The 14,662-nt window shown below is 42.8% G+C and carries 13 protein-coding genes; 1 reads left to right on the top strand and 12 read right to left on the bottom strand.

Annotation, left to right across the window (positions count from 1 at the left end):
• Positions 1 to 48: 48 nt before the first annotated feature.
• The 5 genes from ACUYLD_RS13810 to ACUYLD_RS13830 all read right to left on the bottom strand — a co-directional run bounded on the left by ACUYLD_RS13810 (position 49) and on the right by ACUYLD_RS13830 (position 5,793).
• The gene (locus ACUYLD_RS13810) at positions 49 to 1,848 is read right to left on the bottom strand and encodes a response regulator (protein ID WP_446675306.1); all 1,800 of its coding nucleotides are present in this window, start codon (positions 1,846 to 1,848) and stop codon (positions 49 to 51) included.
• Between the two features lie 100 nt (positions 1,849 to 1,948).
• On the bottom strand, positions 1,949 to 2,536 hold the full coding sequence (locus tag ACUYLD_RS13815) for a sensor domain-containing protein (RefSeq protein WP_446675339.1): 588 nt from the start codon (positions 2,534 to 2,536) through the stop codon (positions 1,949 to 1,951).
• Positions 2,537 to 2,808: 272 nt separating this feature from the next.
• The gene (locus ACUYLD_RS13820; RefSeq protein WP_254326347.1) at positions 2,809 to 3,411 is read right to left on the bottom strand and encodes a class I SAM-dependent methyltransferase; all 603 of its coding nucleotides are present in this window, start codon (positions 3,409 to 3,411) and stop codon (positions 2,809 to 2,811) included.
• Between the two features lie 231 nt (positions 3,412 to 3,642).
• Positions 3,643 to 4,176, bottom strand: a complete 534-nt coding sequence (locus ACUYLD_RS13825; protein WP_446675307.1) for a YceI family protein — start codon at positions 4,174 to 4,176, stop codon at positions 3,643 to 3,645.
• A 282-nt stretch (positions 4,177 to 4,458) separates the two neighbouring features.
• The gene (locus ACUYLD_RS13830) at positions 4,459 to 5,793 is read right to left on the bottom strand and encodes an SMI1/KNR4 family protein (RefSeq protein ID WP_446675308.1); all 1,335 of its coding nucleotides are present in this window, start codon (positions 5,791 to 5,793) and stop codon (positions 4,459 to 4,461) included.
• Positions 5,794 to 6,068: 275 nt separating this feature from the next.
• Here ACUYLD_RS13830 and ACUYLD_RS13835 point away from each other — a divergent pair, with 275 nt between their 5' ends.
• Positions 6,069 to 6,449, top strand: coding sequence for a hypothetical protein (locus tag ACUYLD_RS13835; RefSeq protein ID WP_446675309.1), 381 nt, complete (start codon positions 6,069 to 6,071; stop codon positions 6,447 to 6,449).
• A gap of 67 nt (positions 6,450 to 6,516) precedes the next feature.
• On the opposite strand, the gene ACUYLD_RS13840 is transcribed toward ACUYLD_RS13835, so the two are convergent.
• The 7 genes from ACUYLD_RS13840 to rlmH all read right to left on the bottom strand — a co-directional run bounded on the left by ACUYLD_RS13840 (position 6,517) and on the right by rlmH (position 14,549).
• Entirely contained in the window at positions 6,517 to 7,044 is a 528-nt protein-coding gene (locus tag ACUYLD_RS13840) for a hypothetical protein (RefSeq protein ID WP_254349793.1), read from the bottom strand.
• Positions 7,045 to 7,185: 141 nt separating this feature from the next.
• Positions 7,186 to 7,746, bottom strand: coding sequence for a DUF4303 domain-containing protein (locus ACUYLD_RS13845; RefSeq protein WP_446675310.1), 561 nt, complete (start codon positions 7,744 to 7,746; stop codon positions 7,186 to 7,188).
• A 266-nt stretch (positions 7,747 to 8,012) separates the two neighbouring features.
• A complete protein-coding gene (locus tag ACUYLD_RS13850) occupies positions 8,013 to 9,977 on the bottom strand; it encodes a GTP-binding protein (RefSeq protein WP_446675311.1) in 1,965 nt (654 codons plus the stop codon).
• A gap of 633 nt (positions 9,978 to 10,610) precedes the next feature.
• Positions 10,611 to 11,294, bottom strand: a complete 684-nt coding sequence (locus tag ACUYLD_RS13855; protein WP_209940708.1) for an MAE_28990/MAE_18760 family HEPN-like nuclease — start codon at positions 11,292 to 11,294, stop codon at positions 10,611 to 10,613.
• Positions 11,287 to 12,399 carry a GmrSD restriction endonuclease domain-containing protein gene (locus tag ACUYLD_RS13860; protein WP_209940709.1) on the bottom strand — a complete coding sequence of 371 codons (1,113 nt, stop codon included), beginning with the start codon at positions 12,397 to 12,399 and terminating at the stop codon, positions 11,287 to 11,289. The genes ACUYLD_RS13855 and ACUYLD_RS13860 overlap by 8 nt, the downstream gene beginning before the upstream one ends.
• A gap of 18 nt (positions 12,400 to 12,417) precedes the next feature.
• Positions 12,418 to 13,974, bottom strand: coding sequence for an Eco57I restriction-modification methylase domain-containing protein (locus tag ACUYLD_RS13865; protein WP_446675312.1), 1,557 nt, complete (start codon positions 13,972 to 13,974; stop codon positions 12,418 to 12,420).
• Between the two features lie 95 nt (positions 13,975 to 14,069).
• On the bottom strand, positions 14,070 to 14,549 hold the full coding sequence (gene rlmH / locus ACUYLD_RS13870; protein ID WP_013312768.1) for a 23S rRNA (pseudouridine(1915)-N(3))-methyltransferase RlmH: 480 nt from the start codon (positions 14,547 to 14,549) through the stop codon (positions 14,070 to 14,072).
• Positions 14,550 to 14,662 lie beyond the last annotated feature (113 nt).

Raw genomic sequence — 14,662 nt, forward strand, 5'->3', positions numbered from 1 at the left:
TCTTAGCTTTCTCCATATTCAACGGAAATCCGCATAGAGCCGTAAGGTTTATTCCAGAAGCCCTGCCTCCCGGGCTTTTTGCACCGCTTCCTCCCGGTTGCGAACCCCCAGCTTCAGATAGACTGATGACGCATAGTTTCTAACCGTACCATCAGATAAATACAATTTGGAGGCAATGGTTTTATATCGCAGTCCTTTCGACACGGACTGTAAAATTTCAAGCTCCCGTGGAGTTAAATCATAGGTCGCGGCCACTTGAGTTGTCGACGGATCTTCCCCGCTCTTGGCGGCTTGCAGCTGTGCAAACAATTTGTGCGACATCTCCTGATCGATCAGCGTGCCTCCGCGATAGACCGTGCGTATTGTTTCGGCGAGCTCTACCGGCTTCATCGACTTCAATAAGTATCCGTCCGCTCCGCTTCGCAGCGCTTCCAGAGCCTGTCCAGTATCTTCGAACATGGTGAGAATCAAGATGCGGATGTGGGGCCATGTTTGTTTTATGGTACGGGATGCGGAGATTCCGTTCAGGTTCGGCATGTCCAAATCCATAAGCACCAGCTGAGGCTGAACCTGCCTGCACAGTTCGATGGCTTGCTCGCCATCTTCTGCTACCCCTACGACTTGCAAATCTTGCTGCTCCTCGAGAAGAGTCCGCAGACTTTCACGGATAAAAGGCTGGTCATCGACGACCAACAGACGGATGACTTCATCCTTAAGCTCCGTTTGCCGTGGTAGGGTGCAGGTAACGAGGGTGCCTTCGCCCGGTTGGGTATAGATGCCAACATAACCTTGCAAATTCATCGCTCGCTCTTTCATGGCGTTCAAGCCGAAACCATCCCGTCCATGTTCCATCCCGCGGCCGTTATCCTTAATTTCGAGCCTCGTCTGCTGAGGCTCAAATTGCACCAAAACCGTAATCTCCGTCGAGTGTCCATGACGCACGGCATTCGTCAATGATTCTTGCAAGCAGCGATACAGTGCTATCTTCGCTTGCTTCGTTACAGGGTATTCCTCTCCGAAGGCCTGGAAACGAACCGACACCTTAGCATGCTCCTGAAACTCCTCTGCCAGCTTCCGCAAAGACTGAAGCAGTGGGAGTTCTTCATGCGGCGATTCGATTTGATGCACATAGCCTCTCACTTCATCCATATTCTTCCGGGCCAGGTTCAATAGGGAATCGAGCCGTTTCGTTCCTGTATCCGTCTCTAGCTCAAAGCGCAAGGTTTCCAATCCCATAATGAGGGAAGTGTAGGCATGACCGACAGTATCATGAAGCTCTTTGGAGAGCCGATTCCGCTCTTCGGCCAGCGTGATGCGCTCGATTTGGGACAAGTACTGCTCCAGCACCGCATTTTGCTCGCGTATAATTTCGCTTTGACGATGATTGACCATCAATAAATGGAAGGAAAATCCGAATGCATAAGCCGTCCCGAATTGAATGGTCATAACCCAAAAATCAGTCTGCTCTACAAGCAGCTTAATTATAGTGGGTAGGAGCAATACCGATAAAGGACCTGACCAAAGATATGTTCTTTGTTTGCTGTTAGCGGCAATTAAAAATGGATACAACAGGAATGTGAGGTAGGCTTCCGGAAAAAACGAAGCTAAATACAAGCACAGCCCGCCCGGGATCACAATCTCGGTAAGCAGGTAGTATCTATAATTGAGCTGCAAGCACAGCCAGGGAACGGAAAAAGCAATAAGCTGCCAAAACACAAGAACCCCAAGCGGCAGCGTGAAATGAGCTTGCCGCTCTATGATAGTGAGCAGGAGAGAAGTACTGCAAATCAGGCGGATCATAAGCATGAACCAGTCGTACCAGAACCACTGCTTTACCATATCGAACAAAAACATCAACCCCTAAGAACTATCAGTATGACATTACGTAACTATTATAGAGCAGAACATCATCCAACAATACTTTTAAATCCAGACCGGGACATTCCGGTTAACGGTTCACACTCTTGATCATAAGACGGGTGTAGCCGCCTAGCATACGCGTCAAGCTGTTCGCAAGCCTATAGCTCACCATAGTGAATACGACTCCTGAGGCCGAAACCAGTATGGATTTTATCACAGTATCTATAAGAAAACCCATAAAATAATAATTAAATAGCGGAAAGAGGAGCGGGGTCGCAATCATTGCGAGTGGAGTTATATAAAGCAAGGCCGCACTAATGAGGCTAAAAATACCCACCGGAAGCTTCAGCATCAGCCAGCCGATAGCAATCCAGTTGCGCCGATTTAGCAGCTCCTTCCTTGCTTGAAGCCAGATAGAGGCATCGGTGTTTATTGGTTTAACGTAAAGCTCGGTGGTAATGTCCGTATAGATCTTGGTCTGTGTGCGTTCAAATTGCAGGAAGGCGTATGTAGTTCGCAAAATGCGAGTAATCAGAGGAACACCCACGACGGTAAACGAAAGACTCAAGCCTAATGTAAGAGCGACCAGATAAAAGCAAAAGTAAAACAATCCGGTAGCGAAAGTAAGCAGTAGGAAATAGCCATTTTGAATAAAGCTGACGACGGTTCTTGTCATCAAAGAGCCCACATCCTTTACAAGTAGTAGTCGTATCCTACGGCTCTTGATGTCAAATCTACCAGTGCCATAATGTCATATGACACAAGGCGAAAGCGGTCTGCAAACCTAATGAGGAAAAACAACTGGTTCTTCGCCATTTTTTAAATATCGCATAGTAATGGTAATCGTCTTTGCAGAGCCAAGCGGCTTTTGATCCAATCCCTCTGCGATGCATGAGAAGACACAAAACATGGTTTCCGGTAAGGAGAGCTGATTTCTGCCTAAAAGTTTTATTTTTGAGAATCAAGAATAAACATAGATGCATCTTGTCCCATGAATATTTTACTTCCGTTAAAAAAAGTTTTCGACTGAATATCTCTATATCCTATTTTAGTCATAATGTCAGTCAGCTCTTCTTGATTAAATCCGTTATGAACTATATCTGAAACTACTTTTTCATTTTTATTAAAATCTACGATTAGTAAATGTCCTCCTTCATTTAGAACATCAAATAGCCTTGATAAAACGAATTCAACATCATGAATATGGAGTAGAACCTGAGCCATAAAAATATAGTCAGCATGTAAATCCGTTAGACCTTCCTTTTCAAAATCAAAACATAATGTATCTGCATTCTGAATATGAAGATCAGTAATTTTTTGCTTTATTTGATTAATCATGTTTTGTGAAGTATCCAGAAAAAGCATTGAATTAAAATCATTTAACAAGCTCATTCCGACAAGACCCGTTCCACACCCAAAATCAATAGCATTCTTACTATTAGCGTCAACTACATATTCACGAATGGCATCAGATGATACCTTTGCAATTTGAATTCTTTCAGAAGTGTCATATATATTAGCTATCATTTCAAACTTATCCGTATTTCCCATGATTACTTCTCCAATCCGCCTTAATAAAATCCTGAATACAACAATATAGAATGATATTCTATCGAAGCATTAGCATTTAGTCCACATTCTTATTAGTAAGCTCTTAGTCTTGGTTCGTTTCTGAACGATTTTGCTTCAACATTTTCGCCCTTATTTGTGATATGGTCCACCACCCTACCTGTAACGACAAGTTTAAAGACCACCCCGCTAAAAGGATGGCCTTTAGGACTGCTAATCTATTCTAATTGCCTCGATATAAAGCTCGATTCTCACTTCATTTCCGACAACAACCCCACCTTTTTCCAGAGGCGAGTTGAATGTCAAGCCAAATTCATTGCGTTCGATACTGGCTGTTGAATGAAATCCTCCACGTTCCCGGCCGCGAGGGTCCTTGTTAAGTCCTTCAAAAACGGTATGAAAAGTGATGGGTTTGGTTACTCCATGCAGAGTTAGATTGCCCGTAAGTTCATATTGCCTTTCGCCAGCAAGGACGCAGCTGGTGCTTTGAAACGTAATGGTTGGATACTTGGCTGCATGAAGGAAGTCGTCGCTCTTCAGGTGTTCATCTCGTTGCGATTGGCGAGTTGTAATACTATTTGCATCTATGGAAGCCTGAATACCCATGGTTGTTAAATCGTTGGGGTCAAAACTCAAGATCGCTTGGAAATGCTCGAATACTCCTTTAATTCTACTAATCATTAAATGCGTCACCGAAAACTCGACGGAACTGTGGTCCGGATCCACTTCCCAATTGATATTGCTCATAAATAAATTCCACCTCTATGATAAGATTTTGAGAAAGGTCGCCCCATCTCCAAACACTGCGCTATTCGCATACTCCTAATGTACAAAAAAGCTACTGACAACGGGATGTCAGTAGCTCTTTTTCATTTTTTTGGTTTCCTCGTAAATCCGATTTCGGAATGTTCAGGCTCCGCCACGTCAAAATTAAATCGAAGGTGAGCTCGCAGGTGCCGATCATCAATCTGAGGGTGGTACTCTAAACCTTATTGGTTACATTTTATAGATAATTCATGTACACCTTCTTCACCATTCGTCTTTGTTGAAATAATCATCTGGCAAATGCAGTTCTCGCAAACAACCGATAAATTTTCCTTTGAAATTCGGATTGCTTTTATATTGCGGCCATACCGCCTTATAGTAAGGCAGCAACTTTTCATGTGGAATAATGCCCCAGTATAAAATCGAGTTATTCAGAACCTCTGGGCCGCCCCCCATCAACATCTGTTCAATGATCTCCCAGCTTCCCAGCTTGTTTTCGCAACTGCGCGCGGCATAGATGGCAGTGGTTTGCATTTTCGGGTCAGCGTGACACAAGAAAGACGCAAAGTTCTGGAGAGTAATCGCACCATAATCCTCCAAGATGTATCCTGCATAACGCAACGTTTCCGGGTCGTGAATCCTGTCAAGCCTTTGCAAGATCGCTGGAATAAACTCCGTTAAATCCTCAGTTTTACTGGAAGCGTGCAGAATCTGTAAAGCTTGCAGAAAAACCTCATGCCCATCCGATTGCAACAGCTCCAGAAGATATTTTCTACCCGCGTCAAAAGAAGTTTTGCAGATGAGCCAAATGGCTATGGTCCGATTCTTTGGGCTTTGCTCCGCAATATTCTTCAAAAAACCAAGGGTTGGCTGAGAGACTTTCTTAAACTTGAACATTCCATTAAGCGCTTTGGCTTGGATTTCTTCATTTGGAGCGCTCTGATAAATCTGGATCAGCGCATTCTCATCACCCGGCATTCGACTACCAAACCACCCGATATCATAATCCAGAATAATTTCATCCAGCCAGCGCTCGTACCAGTCCAGAAAGCTGTCTTCATAGACAAAGAAAAAGGGATGATCGGGATGAAAATCGGAGGTGTACACAATTCTCCCCCTGTATTTCCCTTCAAGTACGAGATACATATCGTATTCGCAGCCTTGGGTGCCTATGCACAACATGCCGCCCAGCACCTTATTACAGGTGGCGTCGTATTCCTCATCGGGAATGTCCTCGTCCTTGGTCAGGGGCTCAATCAGATGGTTCCATTCCTCTTTGGTCATCCCGGGATGCAGAACGGATTTTGCAAGGAGTGCCTGGCGCTCGGTGTAGGAAGTTGCCTTTCCAATTGAATAGATTCCATAATAGGGTCCGGCGCCTCCGTTGCCGACTTTCGTTAAAAACAGCGCGTAAGGCTCAGGAAGTGTAACCTGATTGTGGGCTTGCCAGTCCGCCAGCTCTTTTGCTGTAAGCTTCTCTTTAACCCTATATTGATGTGAGGATGCTCCAAACACTGAGAAATCCGCGTCTTTGTGCATAGCTTGACTCAGTTTGTTTTTTATTCGATCCAGTTGCGTTTCTTTCTTCCTAAACCACATATTTGAACCCTCCTGTTGACCATAGCCAGGTTTCCTTTGTTTGCTTATCCAGCAATTTTATTATTCTTTCTATGGGTCGTATCTCTTTAAAATGATATGTATCTAGAGCACCACAGGAAAAATCCATATGATTGGAACCTATATGTGGATTAGACTATAATCACCTTGTTATTCATGTAGTCACTCCTCATTTCATGGAAATTAACGACATAATTATTTAATTAAACTCATTAAATGCAGTTCATTTTAAACAACATATAGTGAGGGAGAAAGTAATGAAAAGCCAATTAAGAAATATTACGGTCGACGGTTATGCCTTCGTTTATTGGTACTCAGGCGGGTCTCGCTTCATCCTAAACCTATCTCCCAAAGAGAATAAAAACATCAAAATCACGCTCATCTTTCAGGCCAATCCTCCTGAAGAAGAACCTCATACTTTTTGGTCCTTTTATGACATTTCAGCCCAAAGTAATGAAATAGAAACTGTCATCCATCTGGGTAAACCCAAGCATATTGCTGAAATCATCTCTTACTTGATGGCAAAACGACAAGAACTTTGGGTCCAGGGGAAGCCTCACGTTCTGGATAATGCCTGGGATTTACTAAAGGAAATGGGCTATTCCGAGTTAAAACCGATTTGGATTAGACAGTGGTAGTGATAATGGTTTGTAGACTAGCCCCCTTTGACCACTCAAAGGGAGCTTAAAGTTCACAAATATACGATTATTCGTTATCCGGCGTGGCCGGACTGGCCGGGGGCATCAAGCCTTTAACGGCGCCGAGAAACGGGCGAATGGACTTGATCATGCCGTAGCCCATCTTCACGACCGGGACAAATTTCTGGATCATGCCGAACAGCCGCAAGCCGCCGCCGAGCATACCGCCAAGCCCTCCTGCGCCTGCAGTAGAGCCGCCAAGGCCGCCTAACAGCGAGCCCATCATCGGCAGGAATGCCGACACCTTGGCGTCCGGCTTGCGGGAGCGCGAACGGCCAGACGGTTTACGTGCGCAGCTTTTCCGGTTGCCGAGACGGACGCCCGGGGCATGCGAACTGGCTCTGCGTTTGAGAGATCGGGAATTTTGCCTCCCGGAAGAAGCGCGTGGAGGAGCTCCAGCACTGGCAAGTATCAACCCGCCGCGATTAACGTCGGTGATGTAGCCGACGTAGGTCTCTCCGCTGTGCAGGGTGACACAGACCGGACGGCCTTGAAATTTCTTAGCCCGTGCACGCATCTCCTTCGATTGTGCCATGGAAGTTCACCTCGCTCACTGATTATAATTCAGTTTACGCCAGGGGCGGGCTGCCTGCTTGTGCGAATAGGACATACGCACGCCAAAAATCGCTTGATGATTAGGCATTTTACAACTCTCCCTCAAGAAACGCGAATGCCCTTACTCCGCTGCTTCCACCAGCCATGCTTGCATAGCCGGAGACTCCGCCCGATTCAAACGTAAAGCGATTTCGGTATTGATCTCATCCGGCGGCATGACCTCGACAAGGACGCATACAGCCTCTCGCGGTTGATTCAAGGCAAACACGCCTTCACCATCGAGCATTTTCATCGCCAGCTCCATGGCCTTCAGCCTCGAATCAAATTCACGATTCCATTCGTCAGCTTCAAGCTCCGCAATAGAAGGACGCCTCATAAACAATTGTTTAACATCATCGAAGTCCTCATCCCTGAAACAACAATAGGGTGAATCGGCATAGGACCATTTGATGAGTTCCGCAATCGTTGACCCCGGCATGTCACCTTCTTCTCCTTGCCTGGCCGCTTCCCTCTCCAAGGCCTCCCATGACCAGGCGGAGATGCTTGGCGCATGTCCCTCTCCAGTAGTAAATAGCGTGCAGTAATAGTAACGTTCGCCATTTTCAAAAAGAGTGCGAAAGGACGTCCTAGCCACATCGGCAATCTCTGCCGCCAGCGCCTCTATTCCTTGCGTCGGTTTCATGACATTCGCCCCTTAGCCCTATAAAATATATATCTTATTTCCATTATAAAAATTGTTTGTCCTAAATCTATCTACTTTTCACCTGAATCCTGGAAATATGCGCGATTCACTCTCTCATGATAAAAGAGGATGTCTCTCCGTTATTTTTCGGCTTTGAGACACCCTCTTTTGAACTATTTTGCATTCACTACAACATTTTTACCGTCACTTGAGGTATGGGTCTTGCTCTCCTACCTGGAGTATCATCCCCATTAGAGCAAGCTCATTCAAGGTTCTAATTCAAGGTGCATCTTGGCCTCCGCCTCATCCCATGGCACCGAGTAACCCGCCCCCTTGGCGCAAAAGATAGAGGAGGAGGTATACAGTGGGTCCGCCCCTTTGCGGTAGCCCATCCGCTCTATGACCTCCTCCGTATTATGGCAGCGATCGTAGCCGCTGAACACGCAGCGGATACTGCCTCGTCCATGCGTAAAGGATGCAAATTCGGCACTGTAGTTCATGAAAGTCGACACGGGCACCCGGCCCGTGACTACCGCTTGCGTTCCGGTTGTTTGCGGCGGATTAAAAATACCTGAAGCACGTTGAATATCAGACAGTACCCTGCCCATTTCATCAATAGCGACCTTGATTTTGAAATCGTAATAGGGCTCCAGCAGCACGTTGTCCGCCTTCTCCAGGCCCTGTCGTAGTGCTCGAAAGGCAGCCTCACGAAAATCGCCACCATGGGTATGTTCTTTATGCGCGCGACCCCTCAGTAGCGTAATGTTCACGTCGGTGACCGGCATGCCGGTCAGCAGTCCGTGATGCTCCCGTTCATAGAGATGATTCCGAATCAGATTCTGATAGCTGACATTCAGATCATCGGCATGACACCTGCTATCGAACAGGATGCCATTGCCCCTTTCTCCCGGTTCAATCAGCAAATGCACTTCCGCATAATGCCTTAGCGGTTCGAAGTGGCCGTACCCTTTCACAGCCGATTGAATCGTTTCCTTATACAAGATTTCCGGCTGTCCAAAAGAGATAGCAAAGCCAAACCGCTCTTTAACAAGCTGCTCCAGCACTTCCAGTTGAATCAATCCCATGACGCGGATAGAAATCTCCTGCAATTTCTCATCCCAAACGACGTTCAGTGACGGCTCCTCCGCCTCCAGCATGCGAAAAGCACCGAGCACCTTCTGTACATGTATCGAATTGTCGAATACTACCTTCGATTGTAACGTCGGTTCCGACTCGTAAGCTAACTTGTCCGATATCGACCCCAGGCCTTGTCCAGCCCCGGCGGCGGACAATCCAGCAACCGCAAATAAATCGCCGGCTTCCACTTGTTCCACCGACTGCGATTTAAGGCCGTTAAACATGAAGAGCCGCGTAACTTTTTCGTCATATTGAACCCCGCCGCTCTCGTAACTAAGCTGTTCTCTCACCTTCAGCCGACCATCCAGCGCCTTAATGAACGTGAGTCTCGCTCCGCCTGCATCGTGCCGAATTTTATAAACCCGCCCCTGGAACGAAGCATTCTCGTCATAAGTGGTTGTCGTCAACAGATGCAGCTGATCCAGAAATTCAATGACGCCTGTATCCTGAAGCGCAGAGCCGCAAGCACAGGGGAAGAGAAGACCCGCCGCTATCATCCTCTGCAAAGCCTCCAGCCAGAAGCCCGAATCCTCTCTCCCCTCCAGGAATGCTTCCAGCAAGGCTTCGTCCCGCTCCGCCATGGCCTCCCGCAGTGGCTCGCCGACTATGCCGTCAGCGAAGCTCTGTGTAATGCAGCATACTTCCCCCGTCAACTGCTGACGGATATCCGCCTCGGTTCTGCCTACATCCGCGCCGATCCGATCCGTCTTGTTGATAAAGAAGAACGTCGGAATCCGATGCTTGCGCAGCAGCTGCCAGACCGTCTCAGTATGGCCCTGAACACCTTCAACTGCGCTTACAATAAGGATGGCATAATCAATGACCTGAATCGCCCGCTCCATCTCCGGGGAGAAATCGACGTGTCCGGGCGTGTCTATTAAATAATAGCTGTCTCCTTTATATTCTATTACCGCCTGATCTGCGAACACCGTAATACCCCTTGCCCGCTCGATGTCGTGGCTGTCCAGAAACGCATCCTGATGATCCACCCGCCCCCGCGACCGGATACTGTGCGTATGGTACAGCAGCTGTTCCGCAAAAGTTGTCTTACCTGCATCCACATGGGCGAACAGGCCAATCGTTAGTCGCTTCATAGAATCCCACTTTCAACGCTTCTTGTTAATACTGCTCATTTTATTAAAGCATAGAAATCGGGAGAGTAGGTAGGAGTTGGTTTGAGCTCACAACTTGCTGGTAAGCCAATATAACTTCAACTTGGTAGTGGCATGCATCATATTAGAGATAGCAAACATAAGGATATCGGAAAGTAAAATAACTTTTCGATTAATATATAAAGCAATTATTGTAATAAATGGGTCTGAAATCCGAATTGGGGTGTTTCTCGGGTACCGCATAGAAACAAATTTCCTTCCCGATCCTCCCGGGCTCCGGGGTTATCCAGAATCATCATAAGCGTGGCCTTCGGATTTCCTTCAACACAGATGACACGATTCCGCTGCTTGGATAGTTCGCAAATTTCACAATGCTCTATACCATTAGGCGCTTGTTCTTCAGGTAAGATTACATAGGGATGATCTATTCCCTTGTCGTGTCGTGCAGCTCCTTCCCTTCACACACAATGAATCTATTATGCCAACCCAAAACAAAAACTTGCCGTCACTTATGATACGGTTCACCGTAACATCTATAGAGAGAAAATAAAGGTCATCCTACTGGGTGACCTTTATTTTAAAAATCTGTATTATTTTTATGATTTAAGTTTGGAACTATTTTAGATATTGTTTCTTAAAAGCTGCATCAAATACTAATTCTTTAAATTTCTCCATAAGTTTTAGAATCTCATGATATAGATTTTCAAATTCTTCTTTTGCCCGTTTTTCTTCATCGGTTTTATCTTTTTTTGGGTCTACGATTAACACATATTCACCATGGGCAATTTTGTTTCGTTCTAATACTAAATTTTCTTTTACAAAATTATCCTTCATCTCAAAATATTCACAATCCAAGCCCAAACTGAATAATATATCTTCTAAAATTTCATAAGTTAAGTTTGAATTAGTATCTACAATAAGTTTATCCATTTCATCAACATTAAATATTTTATCGGACTCATACAGTAACTCACTTATTATTTCTGAATGCGATAAGGATTTATTAGATTGCCTCGAATTTACTATCGTTTTCTTCATTGATAGAGTAATGAAATTATCTTTCATATCAGTACATTTTATATTTTGACAGTTTAAATATTTTAAATATTCTCGAGCAGCTGTTTTAATAAATCCTTCCCAATGACCATACAATAGTGTTATTCCTGCTCTTATTGAAGTTACCAATAAATTTTCCTCTGATCCATCAACATTATTTTTTAGTATAGTGAGCTCACGTTTTCTCCAAGAAATATTTTTATCAAGCTTTGTTTGGAACTTCTCGAGCGAGTACTCAGCCATTCATAAATACTCCCTTGCTTAATGTAGCTAGATCTTTCAATCTTGTGATAGGGCGAGCCCCCCCTCTAGTTGTAACACTTAAATATTGAGGAGATTTATATATGTTCTTAATTGTCTGAATTGTTTCCTCTGGGGGCTTGGTAGTAATTTCATTTATATTCTCACTTACACCTGCAATAATTACTTCAAATGCTGGCATTGAAAATGCACCTTTAAATTTCATCTTTTCATCATCAAACTTTCGAAAAGCATCATCAGAAAGAATTCTATCAAGGTAATCAAAGGTTTTGTGGAATATTGTTGTTTCTTTTTGTAGATCTATTGATTTATTTTCAGCTATACCGATAATTTCCTCCGATATAAACTCTCCAATGTCTTCATTACCTTTAATCTTATTTAAATCTGCATGTCGAATAACTAAATAACGCATCAAAATTTCCATATTGAACTGTTCTAATTGTTGTTTTTCTGAAAGAGGAATACAGTTAATAAATGATTGATGCTTCACTAGTTCTGCTGCCCATAAATAAAAGCTCCTATTCACCATTATTAATAGACAATTTCTAATTTCTTGGTCTGATAATTTTGAACCACCTGTATTAATTCTTTGAAAAAGCTCGTACTTTGCATCTTTATCACTAGTTTTTTTTATTATTTTAATATCAAATTTGGATCTTTTAAAATCAATTCTTAATTCTTGGGTAAAAGAATTTTCTAAATCATCAGGGTTATCCCACATTTTATTTTCTAATGATGGTAAAAACTTTGTACCTAATAATTTACTAGCTGGCTTTAACGTATCCTCTGGAGATTTCAATAAACCCATAAATTCAAATATTGTCGATAATCTCTGTAGACCATCAATAACATCCCATATTCCCTTTTCACCATGTGATACAAATATTGGTGGTATTGGTATTCCCAAAAGTATTGATTCAATTAATTTAGTTTTTTGGGAGTCTGACCATCTAAAAAACCTTTGAAATTCAGGGTTAACTTGTAATTCTCCATCCCTATACATATTTGCCAGTTCTCCAATTGACATTGGATAACCGTCAGCTTGAATTTCTTTTGCCTTATTATCTATCTCTTCTTGTAATGACATGAGCTATTCCTCCAATTATTAATAATTACATTCACCATTTTCGAATAATTCATTTATCATTAAATCAATTTTATATTGTTCAGGCAATTGGCTACCTACTCTTTTACCTAATTCCTCTAATTGTTCTATTCGAGGATATTTAAGATTTCTTAAATCAGTTGCATTTACTTGAGTATGACCATTGAATTGACGAAAATATGAGTCAATTAATGAGGAATTCAAAAATACAGTTAGTCCCTTAGCTATACTCTCAGTTAATCCTTCTCCCTCAATGTGATAGAAATTCACATGATTTTCAAATCCAACTTTTGATAACATCACTTTTTCAGGGTCATAGATAGCTGCAACAACTCTTTTAGGTTCTTCTTTTGAGGAAAAGCGCTTTACTACAACATAAAATCCAGAGGGTAATAAAAGTTTTTCTGTGATATCATTCTGAAGAATAAAATCTGCTTTCTTACTATTGAGTTTAGGCCATTTTACAAATCCATCCTCAAAATGAAAAGGGTAAATTAACGGCACTGTTCCATGTAATGGCTGGTTATACAGGTACTCCTTAAATCTAAAGTCAACTACTCTACCCGTAGATACTGAAATCCCTAGATCTTGTATGGAATTCCCCAACCTATCTATTTTATCTGAGATTTTATATCCTGAATCATTTTTTAATATTCTTATAAACAATTCTTTGTCATTAGGATGTACAAATTGATCATAGCGTATAGTGTATTTAACGATCTCATCTGTATTTGCGAAACTAGACGAAATAATTACATTATAATTATTTTTTAATTTTTCCTTTATTAATTTAAAAATTACGTTTTCCTGTTGTACACCATCGTCACTGAATATGCTCCTTCGCGATTCAAAAGTATGAATTTGGAAAAATGTTGTTTCATTTAACATTTCTTTTCGAAAAGATTTAAAATACGGTCCATTGCAAAAACTTCTAGGTGTAATTGCTACCAACTCACCATTGCTCTTTAAAAGGCGTATTGCTAAGATGACAAAGGCAGAATATAAATTAGAAGTTTCAATTGAGATTCTTCTTAAAAATTTCCGTTCCAAAGAACTACTATGGATCTTACGATAGGGTGGGTTCAAAATTGCGCAATCAAATCGTTCAAATTCCCTCCCTTCCAATTTTTCTTTTTCCAAGAGAGTTATGCTTTCATTAATGAAATCGTGGTTCAATATTTCCCAATTTAATTTTATCCCTAATTGCTTGCAGGTATTATTGCAAATATCTCTGGTTTTAAATAAATACGGTAACAGCACTGGGTCTTTTTCATATGCAACAATTGAAATCTCTTTAGGTCTATCTCCTCTACAACACATTTCTGCGATGAATGCTGCGCTTAAGGAACCCACTCCAGCTCCTGCATCAAGTAATCTAATTTCACTTCTACCATCGTTAAACATAGATGCCATAAGAGATGCGATTTTAGTGTTAGTAAAGTACTGTCCTAGTTCAATTTGTTTACTATTCTCTATTGAAACACTCGACTCTCTACGAATTTTATCAACCAACTCAAGAAATTCATTTTTATCAAAAGTGTTATTTTCCAAATGCATAATTTACAATCTCCTTATAGACAAAACAACCAATTTTATTATACATTAAAAATTTTGAGAATTGTAAATTCAACTTGACAAAATGAAATTCCCTCCTACTTGTGGTACGGTTCCCCTCGATTAATCTTCACCGCCCGATAAATCTGTTCCACCAGCACCAATCGCATCAACTGATGTGGCAAGGTCATCCGTCCGAAGCTCAGCTTCTGCTGGGCGCGGCGGAGGACTTCGTCAGAGAGACCATGACTGCCGCCAATGACGAAGACAACATGGCTTGTACCGTAGGTGCCAAGCTTGTCTAATTCCTCTGCGAGTTCTTCCGAGCTCCACAGTTTGCCGTCGATGGCGAGCACAATAACATGTGCTTCACTTTTCACATGGGCAAGAATACGCTCGCCCTCTCGCTCCTTGACCTGTCGAACCTCCGCCTCGCTCAGTGTATCGGGAGCCTTTTCATCGGCTACTTCGATCATTTGAAACTTGATGTATGGCCCCAGCCGTTTAGCGTATTCCTGAATGCCCATGACCAAATACTTCTCTTTTAACTTGCCAACACCTATAAGCTGAATAAACAAATTTCATACCCCTATCTATGTCGAATGATAATGTAAAATCGCATTTACGAGCCCATACATGAAAGATACTTTTAACATAGTTATTTTAGCACCTGAAACGTTTCTTACCTATC

It is taken from the genome of Paenibacillus sp. SER-28 (assembly GCF_052906305.1).